General features: G+C 60.8%; 17 protein-coding genes. 12 read left to right on the top strand and 5 right to left on the bottom strand.

The genetic code is table 11. The features are described 5' to 3' along the window. Positions 1-309: 309 nt before the first annotated feature. Positions 310-1,185: a Tim44 domain-containing protein gene (locus PBDP_RS00495; RefSeq protein ID WP_109752917.1), complete on the top strand. Its 876-nt coding sequence runs from the start codon at positions 310-312 to the stop codon at positions 1,183-1,185. 140 nt (positions 1,186-1,325) lie between these two features. Then, positions 1,326-1,733, top strand: coding sequence for an SMI1/KNR4 family protein (locus tag PBDP_RS00490; protein ID WP_003187120.1), 408 nt, complete (start codon positions 1,326-1,328; stop codon positions 1,731-1,733). Between the two features lie 13 nt (positions 1,734-1,746). Here PBDP_RS00490 and PBDP_RS00485 read toward each other — a convergent pair whose 3' ends face one another. Next, positions 1,747-3,510, bottom strand: a complete 1,764-nt coding sequence (locus PBDP_RS00485; protein WP_109752916.1) for a cation:proton antiporter — start codon at positions 3,508-3,510, stop codon at positions 1,747-1,749. Positions 3,511-3,791: 281 nt separating this feature from the next. Here PBDP_RS00485 and PBDP_RS00480 point away from each other — a divergent pair, with 281 nt between their 5' ends. Next, complete coding sequence (locus PBDP_RS00480) at positions 3,792-4,277, top strand: acyl-CoA thioesterase (RefSeq protein ID WP_109752915.1); 486 nt, start codon at positions 3,792-3,794, stop codon at positions 4,275-4,277. A 132-nt stretch (positions 4,278-4,409) separates the two neighbouring features. Here PBDP_RS00480 and PBDP_RS00475 read toward each other — a convergent pair whose 3' ends face one another. Further along, entirely contained in the window at positions 4,410-5,060 is a 651-nt protein-coding gene (locus PBDP_RS00475; RefSeq protein WP_109752914.1) for a hypothetical protein, read from the bottom strand. Positions 5,061-5,433: 373 nt separating this feature from the next. On the opposite strand from PBDP_RS00475, the gene coxB reads away from it, so the two are divergent. The 4 genes from coxB (at position 5,434) to PBDP_RS00455 (ending at position 9,838) form a co-directional block, all read left to right on the top strand. Next, positions 5,434-6,561 carry a cytochrome c oxidase subunit II gene (coxB, locus tag PBDP_RS00470; protein WP_109752913.1) on the top strand — a complete coding sequence of 376 codons (1,128 nt, stop codon included), beginning with the start codon at positions 5,434-5,436 and terminating at the stop codon, positions 6,559-6,561. 82 nt (positions 6,562-6,643) lie between these two features. Next, a complete protein-coding gene (gene ctaD / locus PBDP_RS00465) occupies positions 6,644-8,236 on the top strand; it encodes a cytochrome c oxidase subunit I (RefSeq protein WP_109752912.1) in 1,593 nt (530 codons plus the stop codon). Positions 8,237-8,374: 138 nt separating this feature from the next. Further along, positions 8,375-8,926 carry a cytochrome c oxidase assembly protein gene (locus PBDP_RS00460; protein WP_212801683.1) on the top strand — a complete coding sequence of 184 codons (552 nt, stop codon included), beginning with the start codon at positions 8,375-8,377 and terminating at the stop codon, positions 8,924-8,926. A 24-nt stretch (positions 8,927-8,950) separates the two neighbouring features. Further along, positions 8,951-9,838, top strand: a complete 888-nt coding sequence (locus PBDP_RS00455; protein ID WP_109752910.1) for a cytochrome c oxidase subunit 3 — start codon at positions 8,951-8,953, stop codon at positions 9,836-9,838. A 7-nt stretch (positions 9,839-9,845) separates the two neighbouring features. Here PBDP_RS00455 and PBDP_RS00450 read toward each other — a convergent pair whose 3' ends face one another. After that, on the bottom strand, positions 9,846-10,049 hold the full coding sequence (locus PBDP_RS00450) for a twin transmembrane helix small protein (RefSeq protein WP_109752909.1): 204 nt from the start codon (positions 10,047-10,049) through the stop codon (positions 9,846-9,848). Positions 10,050-10,119: 70 nt separating this feature from the next. Here PBDP_RS00450 and PBDP_RS00445 point away from each other — a divergent pair, with 70 nt between their 5' ends. Genes PBDP_RS00445 through PBDP_RS00425 form a run of 5 tightly spaced genes read left to right on the top strand, consistent with a single transcriptional unit; the run spans position 10,120 to position 14,016 of the window. Beyond that, positions 10,120-10,857: an SURF1 family protein gene (locus tag PBDP_RS00445; RefSeq protein ID WP_212801682.1), complete on the top strand. Its 738-nt coding sequence runs from the start codon at positions 10,120-10,122 to the stop codon at positions 10,855-10,857. Beyond that, positions 10,823-11,407 carry a PA_0111/PP_0108 family redox-active disulfide protein gene (locus PBDP_RS00440; RefSeq protein ID WP_163855931.1) on the top strand — a complete coding sequence of 195 codons (585 nt, stop codon included), beginning with the start codon at positions 10,823-10,825 and terminating at the stop codon, positions 11,405-11,407. Before PBDP_RS00445 ends, PBDP_RS00440 begins: the two co-directional genes overlap by 35 nt. A gap of 10 nt (positions 11,408-11,417) precedes the next feature. Next, entirely contained in the window at positions 11,418-12,497 is a 1,080-nt protein-coding gene (locus PBDP_RS00435; protein WP_212801681.1) for a COX15/CtaA family protein, read from the top strand. After that, the gene (cyoE, locus tag PBDP_RS00430; protein ID WP_109752905.1) at positions 12,485-13,384 is read left to right on the top strand and encodes a heme o synthase; all 900 of its coding nucleotides are present in this window, start codon (positions 12,485-12,487) and stop codon (positions 13,382-13,384) included. Before PBDP_RS00435 ends, cyoE begins: the two co-directional genes overlap by 13 nt. Then, positions 13,381-14,016, top strand: coding sequence for an SCO family protein (locus PBDP_RS00425; RefSeq protein WP_109752904.1), 636 nt, complete (start codon positions 13,381-13,383; stop codon positions 14,014-14,016). The genes cyoE and PBDP_RS00425 overlap by 4 nt, the downstream gene beginning before the upstream one ends. Before the next feature lie 443 nt (positions 14,017-14,459). Here the strand turns inward: PBDP_RS00425 and PBDP_RS00420 are convergent, their stop codons facing one another. Beyond that, entirely contained in the window at positions 14,460-14,702 is a 243-nt protein-coding gene (locus PBDP_RS00420) for a hypothetical protein (protein ID WP_109752903.1), read from the bottom strand. Between the two features lie 12 nt (positions 14,703-14,714). After that, positions 14,715-15,194 carry a hypothetical protein gene (locus tag PBDP_RS00415; protein WP_212801680.1) on the bottom strand — a complete coding sequence of 160 codons (480 nt, stop codon included), beginning with the start codon at positions 15,192-15,194 and terminating at the stop codon, positions 14,715-14,717. Between the last annotated feature and the right edge of the window lie 110 nt (positions 15,195-15,304).

Below are 15,304 nucleotides of genomic sequence, written 5' to 3'. Positions count from 1 at the left end.
TAAACCCTGTGGAGCAAGGCTTGTGGGAGCAAGGCTTGCCCGCGAGGCGGTGGCGCATCCGACATAGATGCGTCAGATAGATCGCTATCGCGGGCAAGCCTTGCTCCCACAGATACCTTCCCCTACCCATACTAGTTTTCCGATAGAACTTGTCCCCCTTTCCTACAGCCCAAAGCGAACAAGCCCTCTTGCGCGGCGAAGCTGAACCTAACCTGTCACGCAAAAGCCCGAAACACTCTGTCGCTAGCCAGCAACAGTTCAGCTGTGCAACATGGCGCGCGTGCTATCCACAAATGGGAATGCCTTTATATGAAACGTTTTCTTAGCATCGCCATGGCGCTGTGCATCGGCCTGACGATGGCCATCGACGCCAATGCCGCCAAGCGTTTTGGCGGTGGTAAAAGTTCGGGCGCAGCCCCGACTCACCAGACCAGCCAGATGGCGCCGTCCTCTGCCGCCGGGTCCACTGCCGCCACCGCAGGCGCGGCCGGTGCCGCGGGCGCAGCCACCAAGGCCAGCGGTGCTTCGCGCTGGCTCGGCCCCCTGGCCGGCATCGCCGCCGGTGGCTTGCTCGCTTCCATGTTCATGGGCGACGGCTTCCAGGGCATGCAAATCTTCGACATCCTGATCATGGCGGTCATCGCCTTCCTGGTCTTCCGCTTCATTGCCGCCCGTCGTCGCAAGCAGCAGGAGCAATTGGCTCCGGCCGGCCACGCGCCGATGCAGCGTGAAGTGTTCAACCAGCAGCCTGCCAGCGGCTCGATCTTCGGTGGCTCGGCAGCGCCTGTGGCCGCCCGTCCGGTCATCAACGCGCCGGCCTGGTTCAACGAGCAACGCTTCATCGAAGCCGCGCGCAGCCACTTCATGTCCTTGCAGCAACACTGGGACGCGAACGAAATGGACAAGATCGCCGAGTTCGTGACCCCGCAACTGCTGGAGTTCCTCAAGCGCGAGCGGGCCGAGCTGGGTGATGGCTTCCAGTCCACCTACATCGACAATCTCCAGGTGCAACTGGACGGTGTCGACGATCGCGCCGACAAGACCATCGCCACCCTGACCTTCAGCGGTGTGTCGAAGGATTCTCGCTTCGACAAGGGCGAAGCGTTCAGCGAAAGCTGGAACATGGAACGTGCCCAGGGTGACGACCAGCCTTGGCTGGTAGCCGGCATCCGCCAGAACGGTTGAACCTTTGCGCGGTTTGCATGTTGAAATAAAAGAACCCCGGCCCAGGCCGGGGTTTTCCATTTCGCGGTTGCATCTATAGCGAGCTACTGTATAAACCGCTCCATGTAGAACCGCGCCATCGAGAAAAGAGGATCCCGGACGTGGAAGAAATCATCGAACAATTGCGTGAAGCCAACGAGCCCGTGCCGGTCCCGCTGGAGTTGCCCGACGAAGACCTGCTGGTAGAGATCGAAGAACAGCTGTTCATCGATATCCCATTCGTCTTCAGGGAGTTTTTGCTGACCGTCAGCGATGTTGTCTATGGCAGCCTGGAACCGGTGACCGTCACCGATCCACAATCCCACACCTACCTGCCAGACGTGGCCGCCAATGCCTGGGATGCCGGTGTCGACCGCAGCCTGATCCCGATCTGCCAGGACGGCGACGATTACTACTGCGTCGAAGAAGACGGCACTGTGGTGCTGTGGCAAGCCGAAGAAGAACTGATCGCCGAAGAAACCTGGGAATCGGTCTGGCACTGGGCCCGGGACGTCTGGCTGGAAAGCTGAGCCCCGACGCTGGTCAATGCCCGGACGATTCCTTGTGATTGTCCAGGGTTTCAAGCAAGGCCACCTGCATCCGCGTATGCAGGCGGATGAACCAGCGCCAGAGCAGTGCCGCCACGGCAGTCGCCACCACGGCGATCAATACCAGTAACTTGTTGGTCGGCAGAATGCTGGCCGACAAGGCTGCCAATAACAGGAAAATCACCAGCAGCGAGAGAATCGGGATCACTTCGGCGATCACCCGACGCACCCGCTGTGTATGGCGGCCAGCCATCTCCGGCTTCACGCCCATCTCCGCCAGCAACATCGACAGCGCCTTGAGCTTGCGGTAGGCGGCGATCAGGAACGGCAGCGACAGCAGCAACGCCCCGCCCCAGATCAACGCCTTCTGCCAGCTCGGATCGCTGATCCAGGCTTGCAGGTAAGCCGACATCCGCTCGGCAAAATAACCGCCCGAGACAAAAATCGCGATGACCAGCGCCAGGTTGACCCCGACCTGCAGCAAGATCCGCCGGATCATCGACGCCACCATCGCTCCTTCGCCATGAGGCTGGATGCTGCGCAGCCATTCGCCATACATCCCCAATACCCGCGTCAGCCGTTGCGGCATAACCGTCGCCAGCCTGACGGACAGCGGGTCGGCGGCCCGGATCAGGTAAGGCGTGAGCAGTGTGGTCAACACCGAGACGGCGACCGCGACCGGATAAAGGAAGTCGCTGGTGACCTGCAGGGTCATCCCCAATGACGCAATGATGAAGGAGAATTCGCCGATCTGCGAAAGCCCCATCCCAACTCGCAGCGAGGTGCGTCCGTCGTTGCCGGCGATAAAGGCACCGAGGCCGCAGGACAGCATCTTGCCGAGCACCACGGCGCCCGTGATCACCGCAATCGGCCAGGCGTACTGCAGCAATATCGCCGGATCGAGCATCAGCCCGATGGCGACGAAGAAAATCGCGCTGAACAGATCACGCACCGGCTCCACCAGCCGCTCGATTTTCAGCAGTTGCCGGGACTCGGCCATGATCGCCCCGATCAGGAACGCCCCGAGCACCATGCTGTATTCCAGCTTCACCACCAACAGGCAGAAACCGAAGCACAGGCCCAGCACGGTGATCAGCAGCATTTCGTTGCTTTCGAACTTCGCCACGTAGGCCAGCACCCTCGGCACCAGCAGAATGCCGATGACCAACGCCACGATCATGAACAACGACAGCTTGCCGACCGTGGAAAACACCTCGCCGGAGCTCACGGTGCCGCTGACGGCAATGCTCGACAGCAAGGCGATGATGCCAATGCCCAGGATATCCTCGACGATCAACACCCCGAAAATCAGCTGCGCGAAACGCTCGTTCTTCATCTTCAGGTCGTTGAGGGCCTTGACGATGATGGTGGTGGAGGAAATGGCCAGGATCGCGCCGAGGAACAGCGAGTCCATGGTGCTCCACTCGAACCAGCGACCGATTTCATAGCCGATCCAGATCATCAGCACGATTTCGAGGAACGCCGCGATGAAGGCCGTGGCCCCGACCTTGAACAGTTTGCGCAGGCTGAATTCCAGGCCCAGGCAAAACATCAGGAAGATCACCCCGAGTTCGGCCAGGGTCTTGATCGTGTCTTCGTCGTGGATAAAGCCGAACGGCGGCGTATGCGGGCCAATGATGAAGCCGGCCACGATGTAGCCCAATACCACCGGCTGTTTGAAACGATGAAAGAGTACGGTCACCAACCCCGCCGCCATCATGATGATCGCCAAGTCCTGAATGAAGCTGATGGCATGCATGTCGGGGCTCCCTGTTCAAAATGACTCACTGCAGAGCTGGAGAAATCCGTTTCCTCTGTAGGAATTGCCCTCGCAATGGGCTTTTGAAGGGTAACACCGCGACTTCCGACAAAAAGACGGTGCAATATATGGAAACAGATCCATCGGCGCGTGACGGCAACCACAGCCGCAGCGTCCCGATATCGGTGGTTTTTAAAACCTGGGTGACCTGTGTACAGGCCCCTCACCAGCACCCGCAGAGGTGCACCTCCACAATTGCTGCCTTGAACCGTGAGTACGTTATGGAACCCGGAAACGCCCAACTGTCGATGACGGTGTTGATGACCCCCGATATGGCCAACTTCTCTGGCAATGTCCATGGCGGCACCCTGCTCAAATACCTCGACGAAGTCGCCTACGCCTGCGCCAGCCGTTACGCCGGGCGCTATGTGGTGACCTTGTCGGTAGACCAGGTGATCTTTCGTGAGCCGATTCACGTCGGCGAGTTGGTGACCTTCCTGGCCTCGGTGAACTACACCGGCAACACGTCGATGGAAGTGGGCATCAAAGTCGTGACCGAAAATATTCGCGAACGCTCGGTGCGCCACACCAACAGTTGCTTCTTCACCATGGTGGCGGTGGATGACCAGCGTAAACCCGCGCCCGTACCGCCATTGCAGCCGCAAAACAGCGAAGCGAAACGCCGCTACGAACAGGCCCAGCAACGTCGGCAGATTCGTCAGGAACTGGAGCGACGCTACCAGGAGATCAAGGCGGACGGGCCTTGATCGGCCATTCCAAAAAAATGTGGGAGCGAGCTTGCTCGCGATAGCAGTTGGACATTCAACGTCTATGTCGACTGATCCAATGCAATCGCGAGCAGGCTCGCTCCCACAGGGGTTACGGGGTTTCCTGGTGGATCAGGCCGCTGGCTGATCCAGCTCCAGCCCAACGCCCAGCTGGCGCGACAGGCACGGCCAGCGCTTCCAGGCAGCGCCGGTGTCCGGGCTGCCCAGCTTGTCCCGGTAAGTTTCCACCGACTCCAGCGCAAAGCTGTCTTCGTCGAGCATTTCGTCCACGGCGTGATGCACGGCTTCATCCAACTGGTTGGCGAACGGTTCGCCGATCAAATGGTGGGCGATCAGGTTGGCGACCGTCATGTCCAGCGGGATCAACGGCTGGCTGAAATGCTTGATATACAGATCGTTGACCTCCTCCACCAACCGATGCGCCAGGTAGGCCTCATCCAACAGGCCGTCCAGGCCGACGTGACCTTCCATTACCTTGGGCGGCTGGAGGAAAAACTGTTCGGCGATCTTCAGTACGGGCTTGATCTGCGATTCGATACCGGCTTCGCGGGCCACCTCATTGGCGGCGTCCAGCAAGTCCGGCACCTGCTCGATGTAAGCGGTGACAAAACGGGTCATGACGCCCTTCGCGTCGATGTCTGGCAATTGGATCGCGGCATGCAGATGCGGTAACTGGGCCTCCAGCTGGCGGGTCAATTGGCCGGTCTCGGCTTCGTGTTGTTGGGCTTTTTGGATCTGCTCGCGCAATGCGGCGGTGTTCATGACAACTCCAGGAAACAAAGGCAATGAAATAGGGAAGACATAACTTAGCTGGCGCAAAAACACTCCTAAGACCTATTTTTCATAACCGTCTCTTCCTTGCTACGTCACAGTTATATCGGTTTGCCATCACTCAGGCTCGCATCCTTCTCCATTCGTGGGCTCTAGCGCAAGCCCCGGGTGTTTCAAACGATTTACGCCATCGCGTTGCGAGGTTGCAGGTGCTGTCTATACTCGGTTTGGAATGGAGTTAGCTGATGACACCCGATTGCATGTGCAGCAAGGCGCGGCGAGTCAATTAAGCAGTCTGAATAGCCGATCCCTTGCCGCAGGCTTTACGCCTACGGGATAACAAGAACGATAAGGGGAACCCGCAATGACGCGACATCCACACGTATGGATGGGCCTCCTGTTGTGGTCGATTTTCAGCCAGGCGCAAGCGGCCTGGACTGTGAATATGGCGCCTGGAGCGACACAGATCAGCAATGCAGTGTTCGACTTGCACATGACCATCTTCTGGATCTGTGTAGTCATCGGCATCATCGTCTTCGGCGCCATGTTCTGGTCGATGATGATGCATCGCCGCTCAACCGGCCAAAATGCCGCGCATTTCCACGAAAACACCCGCGTCGAAATCCTCTGGACCATCGTGCCCTTCCTGATCCTGGTGTTGATGGCGATTCCTGCCACCGCCACCCTGATCAAGATGTACGACTCCAGCGAGTCGGACATCGATATCCAGATCACCGGCTATCAATGGAAGTGGCACTACAAGTACCTGGGCCAGGACGTCGAGTTCTTCAGCAACCTGGCCACCCCCGCCGAACAGATCCATAACCAGAGCGCCAAGGGCGAGCATTACCTGCTGGAGGTCGACAAGCCGCTGGTGCTGCCGGTCGATGCCAAGGTGCGCTTCCTGGTGACCTCCGCCGACGTGATCCACTCCTGGTGGGTGCCGGCCTTCGCGGTCAAGCGCGATGCGATCCCCGGGTTCGTCAACGAAGCCTGGACCCGCGTCGACAAGCCCGGCCTGTATCGCGGCCAATGCGCCGAGCTGTGCGGCAAGGACCATGGCTTCATGCCGATCGTGGTAGAGGTCAAGAGCAAGCCCGACTACGAGAAATGGCTGGGCGAGCGCAAGGCCGAAGCCGCGCAGCTCAAAGAATTGACCAGCAAGGAATGGACGCGCGAAGAACTTGTTGAGCGTGGCGACAAGGTTTACCACACCACCTGCGTGGCCTGTCACCAGGCCGAAGGCCAGGGCCTGCCGCCGATGTTCCCGGCGCTCAAGGGCTCGAAAATCGCCACCGGACCCAAGGCTGATCACCTGAGCATTGTCTTCCACGGCAAGCCCGGCACCGCCATGGCCGCGTTCGGCAAGCAGCTGTCGGAAGTCGATATCGCCGCCGTCGTGACCTATGAACGTAACGCCTGGGGCAACAACAAGGGCGACATGGTTACGCCCAAAGAAGTGCTGGAACTCAAACAGGCGGAAAGCAAATGAGCCGGCCTGACGTTAGTTCCCGCAACCGGACGGGGCTCAACGCCCCGCGCCGTCCAGCCCACTCGTTCGAAGGAGACAGGACATGAGTGCTGTGATCGATGACCACGGTCATGCCGGCGCCGACCACGCCCATGGCCCCGCCAAGGGCCTGATGCGCTGGGTGCTGACCACCAACCACAAGGATATCGGCACGCTGTACCTGTGGTTCGCCTTCTCCATGTTCCTGCTGGGCGGCTCGTTCGCCATGGTGATCCGCGCCGAACTGTTCCAGCCCGGCCTGCAGATCGTGCAGCCGGAATTCTTCAACCAGATGACCACCATGCATGGCCTGGTGATGGTCTTCGGCGCGGTGATGCCGGCGTTCGTCGGCCTTGCCAACTGGATGATCCCGTTGATGATCGGCGCGCCGGACATGGCCCTGCCGCGCATGAACAACTTCAGCTTCTGGCTGTTGCCGGCGGCGTTCCTGCTGCTGGTGTCGACATTGTTCACACCCGGCGGCGGGCCGAACTTCGGCTGGACCTTCTACGCGCCGCTGTCCACCACCTATGCGCCGGAAAGCGTGACGTTCTTCATCTTCGCCATCCACCTGATGGGCATCAGCTCGATCATGGGCGCGATCAACGTGATCGCCACCATCCTCAACCTGCGCGCCCCCGGCATGACCTTGATGAAAATGCCGCTGTTCGTCTGGACCTGGCTGATCACTGCGTTCCTGCTGATCGCGGTGATGCCGGTGCTGGCCGGCTGCGTGACGATGATGCTGATGGACATCCACTTCGGCACCAGCTTCTTCAGTGCCGCCGGCGGCGGTGACCCGGTGCTGTTCCAGCACGTGTTCTGGTTCTTCGGCCACCCCGAGGTGTACATCATGATCCTGCCGGCCTTCGGTGCCGTCAGCTCGATCATCCCGGCCTTCTCGCGCAAGCCGCTGTTCGGCTACACCTCGATGGTCTACGCCACGGCCGCCATTGCGTTCCTGTCGTTCATCGTCTGGGCGCACCACATGTTCGTGGTCGGCATTCCGCTGGTGGGCGAGCTGTTCTTCATGTACGCCACCCTGCTGATCGCCGTGCCCACCGGGGTGAAGGTGTTCAACTGGGCCAGCACCATGTGGCAGGGCTCGCTGACCTTCGAGACACCGATGCTGTTTGCCGTGGCGTTCGTGATCCTGTTCTCCATCGGCGGTTTCTCCGGGCTGATGCTGGCCATCGCCCCGGCGGACTTCCAGTACCAGGACACCTACTTCGTGGTCGCGCACTTCCACTATGTGCTGGTGCCCGGCGCGATCTTCGGGATCTTCGCCTCGGCCTACTACTGGCTGCCGAAATGGACCGGCCACATGTACGACGAAACCCTCGGCAAGCTGCACTTCTGGCTGTCGTTCATCGGGATGAACATGGCGTTCTTCCCGATGCACTTCGTCGGCCTGGCGGGCATGCCCCGGCGGATTCCCGACTACAACCTGCAGTTCGCCGACTTCAACATGGTCTCGTCCATCGGCGCGTTCATGTTCGGCACCACGCAGATCTTCTTCCTGTTCATCGTGATCAAGACCATCCGTGGCGGCGAACCGGCACCGGCCAAGCCGTGGGATGGGGCCGAAGGGTTGGAGTGGAGCGTGCCGTCGCCGGCGCCGTATCACACCTTCACTACGCCGCCGGAAGTGAAATGAACACCGCAGCTTCTGTGGGAAACACCGCAGCTTTTGTGGGAGCGAGCCTGCTCGCGATAAGCGCGACTCGGTGTGTCAGATACACCGCTATCGCGAGCAGGCTCGCTCCCACAGGGTTCTCGGTAGGGACTGGAAACCATGGCTGACTCGATTTCGCTGAAGAAACTGGTCACTCGCCTGCTGATAGTGGTGGTGGCCATGTTCGTCTTCGGCTTTGCCCTGGTGCCGATCTACGACGTGATGTGCAAGGCGTTCGGCATCAACGGCAAAACCGGCGGGCAGTACGAAGGCGAGCAGACCGTCGATGAATCACGCCAGGTCCGCGTGCAGTTCCTGTCGACCAATGCGGTGGACATGGTCTGGGACTTCTACCCCAAGGGCGACCAACTGGTGGTCAAGCCGGGTGCGGTGAACGAGATGGTGTTCGTCGCCCACAACCCCACCGACCGGCCGATGAGTGCCCAGGCGGTGCCGAGCATCTCGCCCAGCAACGCGGCGGCGTATTTCCACAAGACCGAATGCTTTTGTTTTACCCAGCAAGTGCTGCAACCCGGCGAACGCATCGAAATGCCCATGCGCTTCATCGTCGACCGGGACATGCCCAAGGAAGTGAAGCACCTGACGCTGTCCTACACGCTGTTCGATATCACCGCTCGTCATCCACCGGTGGCTCTAAACACTGACCGATAGCGTGCCCGATAAGGAGAACAATAAATGGCAACTCACGAACACTATTACGTCCCGGCCCAAAGCAAATGGCCGATCATCGCCACGGTCGGGATGTTCGTCACGGTGTATGGCCTGGCGACCTGGTTCAACGACCTGAAGGCGGCGCGCCCGGAATCCCATGGCCCGCTGATCTTTTTCATTGGCGGCCTGCTGGTGGCCTACATGCTGTTCGGCTGGTTCGGCGCGGTGGTCAAGGAAAGCCGCGCCGGGCTGTACAGCGCACAACTCGACCGCTCGTTCCGCTGGGGCATGAGCTGGTTCATCTTTTCCGAGGTGATGTTCTTCATCGCGTTCTTCGGCGCGCTGTTCTATGTGCGCAACATCTCGGCGCCTGGCCTGGCGGGCGAAGGCACCAAAGGCCTGTCGCACATGCTCTGGCCGAGCTTCGAGTTCGCCTGGCCGTTGCTGAACAACCCCGATCCGAAACTCTTCCCGGCGCCCAAGGAAGTCATCAGCCCGTGGGGCTTGCCGCTGCTCAACACCGTGCTGCTGGTCAGTTCCAGCGTCACCGTCACCATCGCCCACCACGCCCTGAAAAAAGGCCATCGCGGCGCACTGAAGCTCTGGCTGGCGATCACGGTGCTGCTGGGTTGCGCCTTCCTGGGCTTCCAGGCCGAGGAATACATCCACGCCTACAAGGAACTGGGCCTGACCCTGGGCTCCGGTGTCTACGGCGCAACGTTCTTCATGCTCACCGGGTTCCACGGCGCCCACGTCACCATCGGCACGATCATCCTGTTCGTCATGCTGATGCGGATCATGCGCGGGCACTTCGACAACGAGCACCAGTTCGGCTTCGAGGCGGCGAGCTGGTACTGGCACTTCGTCGATGTGGTGTGGATCGGCTTGTTCGTCTTCGTCTACGTGCTCTGAGGCACGACTACCAGGGTGCGTGAGACACCAACTGGCCGCTGAAAAAACCCCAGGCGATCAAGCCGACGGTGACAGCGGCCAGGCTGACCCGCACCGCCAGGGCGATGACCAGGCGATTGGAATCGCTGTCGTCCTTGACCAGAAAAAACAGGCCGCTGAACAGGCTGGCAATCGTGGCAATCAGCATCAGGACGATGGCTGCTTTTAGCATTAGGGACACTCCGGGGGGACGCGATGCACGTGAGTATAGCTATCCCGTTCGACGGCTTTCGGACGGCGCCATGAAACACTTCCGGCCGGGCATCGTGCCGTCGCTGGTGGTCGCCATTCTGGTGCCCGTGATGGTGTGCCTGGGGTTCTGGCAATTGAGCCGGGGCGAACAGAAGCGTGTGCTCATGGAAAATTATGCCGAGCGCCGCGTGGCCCCGCCGATGGACAGCACCGAGCTTGCGCACACCAGCGATCCGGCCTTTCGCCCGGTCACGCTGCAGGGCCAGTTCGACGGCGAGCACAGCATCCTGCTGGATAACCGCCAGCACGACGGCAAGGTCGGCGTCGAGTTGCTGCAACCGTTCCTCGACCACCGGACCGGGCTGTGGCTGCTGGTCAATCGCGGCTGGCTGCCGTGGCCTGACCGCCGCACCCCGCCGGTCTTCAACACACCGGAACAACCCGTCAGCCTCCAAGCCTGGGTCTATGTCGCCCCCGGTGCGACGTTCCAGCTCCACGCAGACCCGGCGGGCGCGCCCTGGCCACGACTGGTCACCGCCATCGAGCCGGACAAGCTCTGGGCCGAACTGGACCGCAACGGCTTCAACTATGAATTACGCCAACAGAGCGGCCCCGGCGCCTACCGGACCGATTGGCCCGTAGTGGCCATGGGCCCGGAAAAACACCTCGGCTACGCCGTGCAGTGGTTCGCCATGGCGACGGCACTGTTCGGCCTGTTCCTTTATCTCGGATGGCACAACGCAGGGAGACACCATGGGAAGCACCATGAATCCAACCAACACGTCTGAGGCGCCCAACCGTCGCAAGGGCCGCGTGCAATTGCTGCTGATCGTGCTCGGGGTGATCGGCCCGATGATCCTGGCCACCGGCATGTACAAATTCCAGTTCTGGGTGCCGGAAAGCCGCAGCTACCACGGCGAACTGATCGGCAACGGCCAGACCCGAGCCGAGATCGGCGTACAGGCCGATGAGCAGCGCTGGCAGATCCTGGTCACCGCACCGCAGGAATGTTCGGTGGATTGCCGGCAACTGGTGTACCTGGCCCGCCAGGTCCAGATCGGCCTGGGCCGCGAAGCCGGCCGCGCCAGCCATGCCCTGGCGGTGGCGCAACCGCTGGACGCGGACTATGACGCTCAACTGCAGCGCGAATACCCACAACTGCAACGCTACCCACTGGACCTGCCGGCCTATCAGAAAGGCGCCCAAGGCTCCGGCGGCGCCCAACTGTGGATCATCGATCCCCACAGCAACCTGGTGCTGCGCTACGACGCCCGGGTCAAGGGCAAGGACTTGCTCAACGACCTGCGCCATTTGCTGAAACTGTCGAACATCGGATGAGGGCATCGACATGGCCAAACCTGGATTTCGCCTCGCGCTGTTCGCCACGCTGCTGGCACTGATCGTCGTCCTGCTGGGCGCCTACACCCGGCTGACCCACGCCGGCCTCGGTTGCCCGGACTGGCCCGGCTGCTACGGTTTTATCAGCGTGCCCAAGAGCGAAGCCCAACTGGCCCATGCCGAACTGCATTTTCCCGAAGCCCCGGTGGAAGCCCACAAAGGCTGGAACGAGATGGTCCATCGCTACTTTGCCGGGACCTTGGGGCTGTTGATTACCGTGCTGGCTGCCCGGGCCTGGATGAACCGCCGTCACCCGGGCCTGCCATTGAAGTTGCCACTGTTCCTGCTCGCCGTGGTCTTTGCGCAAGCGGCGTTCGGCATGTGGACCGTGACCCTCAAGCTGTGGCCGCAAGTGGTCACCGGGCATCTGTTGGGCGGGTTCGCGACGTTGAGCCTGCTGTTTCTACTCACCTTGCGCTTGTCCGGCGTATTGCCGGCGCTGACCGTGCCCAAGCGCCTGCAACATTGGGCGACGGCCGGGCTGCTGCTGGTGATCGGCCAGATCGCCCTCGGCGGCTGGGTCAGCTCCAACTACGCCGCCGTGGCCTGCATCGATTTCCCCACCTGCCACGGCCAATGGCTGCCACCGGCCGATTTCGCCAACGGCTTCCACCTGACCCAGCACATCGGTCCCAACTACCTGGGCGGGCAACTGGACAGCGACGCCCGCACCGCCATCCACCTGACCCACCGCATCGGCGCGTTGCTGGTGACCGTGGTGCTGCTGGGGCTGGCCTGGCAATTGAAGACCGTCGGCATGACCCGCCTAGCCGGCCTGGTTCTGGCGGCACTGGCGGCGCAGATCACACTGGGCATCAGCAACGTGCTGTTCCATCTGCCGTTGCCGGTGGCCGTCGCCCACAACGCCGGGGGCGCCGCGCTGCTGCTGACCCTGGTGCTGGTCAACTATCACGCCCGCACCAGCCTGGTCCGGGTCAAGCATCAAGTCCCGCTGCGCTGGCGGTTCAATCCGCATAAACACAGCCCCAGCCCCATAACAATAAAAGGAGAGATGCCATGGCAACCTTGACCGGTGAACGCCACAGCCAAGCGATCTGGCGCGATTACCTGGAGCTGACCAAGCCCAAAGTGGTGGTGCTGATGCTGATCACCTCGCTGGTCGGCATGTTCCTCGCCACCCGCGCCGGCGTGCCGTGGACGGTGTTGGTGTTCGGCAACCTGGGCATCGCGTTGTGTGCCGGCGGCGCCGCGGCGGTCAACCATGTGGTGGACCGGCGCATCGATGCGGTGATGGCCCGCACCCACAAACGGCCACTGGCCGAAGGACGGATCTCGCCGGCCGCCGCCCTGACCTTCGCCCTGGCACTGGCCGTGGCCGGCCAGGCCATGCTACTGGCGTTCACCAACCCGCTGACAGCCTGGCTGACCCTGGCCTCCTTGCTCGGTTATGCGGTGGTCTACACCGGGTTCCTGAAACGGGCGACACCGCAGAACATCGTCATCGGCGGCCTCGCCGGTGCGGCGCCGCCGCTGCTGGGCTGGGTAGCGGCCACCGGGCATGTCAGCGCCGAACCGCTGTTGCTGGTGCTGATCATCTTCGCCTGGACCCCGCCGCACTTCTGGGCCCTGGCGATTCACCGCAAGGAGGAATACGCCAAGGCGGATATCCCGATGCTGCCGGTGACCCACGGCGAGCACTACACCAAGATCCATATCCTGCTATACACCCTGGTGCTGCTGGCAGTGAGCCTGATGCCGTTCGTGATCCATATGAGCGGGATGCTGTACCTGATTTGCGCGCTGGTACTGGGTGCCAGGTTCCTGCAATGGGCCGTGGTGTTGTACCGTGGCAGTCGGCCGCACGCGGCGATCAACACCTTCAAGTACTCTATTTATTACTTGTTCCTGCTGTTCATCGCCCTGCTTGTAGATCACTACTTACTGTTGAGCCTATGACTCGAACCCAGAAAACCGTCTTCATTCTCGTGGCCGTGATCGCGTTGATCCTCGGCCTGACCATCAATAAAGTGCTGTCCGGCAAAGGCCAGGGCGACCCGACCGCGCTGATCGATGCCGGCATCATTCTGCTGCCCCAGAGCCGCAACCTGCCGGACGTGAAAATGACCGACCAGGACGGCCAACCTGTGGCGATGGACGGTTTGAAAGACAAATGGAGCCTGCTGTTCTTCGGCTACACCTTCTGCCCGGACATCTGCCCGACCACCCTCGCCCAACTGCGCCAGATCAAAAGCGAACTGCCGCCCGAGGCTGTGGATAAGTTGCAGATCGTATTGGTGAGCGTCGACCCCAACCGCGACACGCCCAAGCAACTCAAGCAGTACCTGGGTTACTTCGATCCGCAGTTCAAAGGCCTGACCGCTTCATCGGTTGAAGACCTGCAGAAACTGGCGAATGCGGTGAGCATTCCGTTCATTCCGGCGGATACCAGCAAACCCAACTACACGGTTGATCACAGCGGCAACCTCGCCGTGATTGGGCCGGACGGTACTCAACGCGGGTTTATTCGGGCGCCGTTGAATAATCAGAAGTTGGTGGCGCAGTTGCCGGAGATGCTCAAGCGTAAATAGCACTTCCAACGGCATGCCGTTCAGTTAAGCCATGCCGATTCATTGTGGTGAGGGAATTCATTGTGGCGAGGGGATTTATCCCCGCTGGGCTGCGCAGCAGCCCCCCACCCGAAAGGCTAAATGCGATCAACCTGGCACAACGCGGTGGCTGGATTCAGGGCGAGGTCTTCCTGCCTCCACTCTCTCTGTGGGAGCGAGCCTGCTCGCGATGATATCGACTCGGTTCCAGACCAAAACACGTCACCCGTATCGCCGGCAAACCCCGCTCCTACAGACCCTGGCTACACCCCTCCACCAAGCCACGCATCCTTGGGGCAGAAACGGAGACAGACCACAATTATGAGACGGTCCGATTACAGGTGAGCGCAAAATCGTGGTCTGTCCCCAGTTTCCTTAAGGAGGCGGAATTATTTTCTGATATTAAATCCGCCCGCCTTTCCTGCTCAGCCAACCTCCTCAAACCGCCGCCGCTTCATGAACAACCCCATCCCTATCGCCACGGCAAAAACCGACAGCAACCCCAGGTCAAACCCCAACACGCGGGTCTGACCGGCCAAAACGCAGCCAACCGCACCCGCCGCCACCAACACCACGCCTAGCCACTTGCGTAGCAGATAGGGTTTGAGGAATCGATCAAGCAGAAAGGACACCACCAAGGCAATGACCAATTGAGTAATTTCGGACATGTACGTCTCCGGTCAGGCCTTGATGATCAATGTCGAGAGGGTGCGTTGCGGGCCGATACCGCCGTTGACCTGCGCCTCGATGCTGACCAGTACGTCGCCAGCATGGTAGGTGGGTAGAATTTGATTGGTATACGTGCGCACACCCATCCCTACAGATGCCGCCACGTAAGAGGGGGCCACGGCCTTGGCGGCGGAAGCGAAGGCCGCGGCTGCAAGGGTGGCGATCGTGGTGCGCTGGGCGTTGAGGGCGTCGCCCTGTTGCCGGGTCAGCGGCTTGGAGATGCCGATCATCATCACGCACGGCAGGTTTTTGGCCAGCATCTTGTCGTACACCTCGACGACCTTGCTGTTGACCTCATAGTGGGCGCTTTTCGCTTCGCCAAAATGCAGCTCGCGCAGGCGCCCACGTTCGCTGTCTGTGAGGGTGATCTGCGAGACGTTGAAGACGATCCCGTGATTGCCCATGTATTGAAAAGTCCCTTCGAACTTCATCGCCCGTATCCTTTTGGGGTAAAGGTGGCAATTCTCTGCAACGGGCGGATTGGATTCAAATCATTTCGTATCGCTGGATTGAGTAAAACAACCCACCTGCATCGCCAAAA

The organism is Pseudomonas sp. St290, from assembly GCF_018325805.1.
Classification (GTDB): domain Bacteria; phylum Pseudomonadota; class Gammaproteobacteria; order Pseudomonadales; family Pseudomonadaceae; genus Aquipseudomonas; species Aquipseudomonas bijieensis.
The sequence above is the reverse complement of the archived record's forward strand: the minus strand, read 5'-3'. Positions and strand labels throughout refer to the sequence as shown.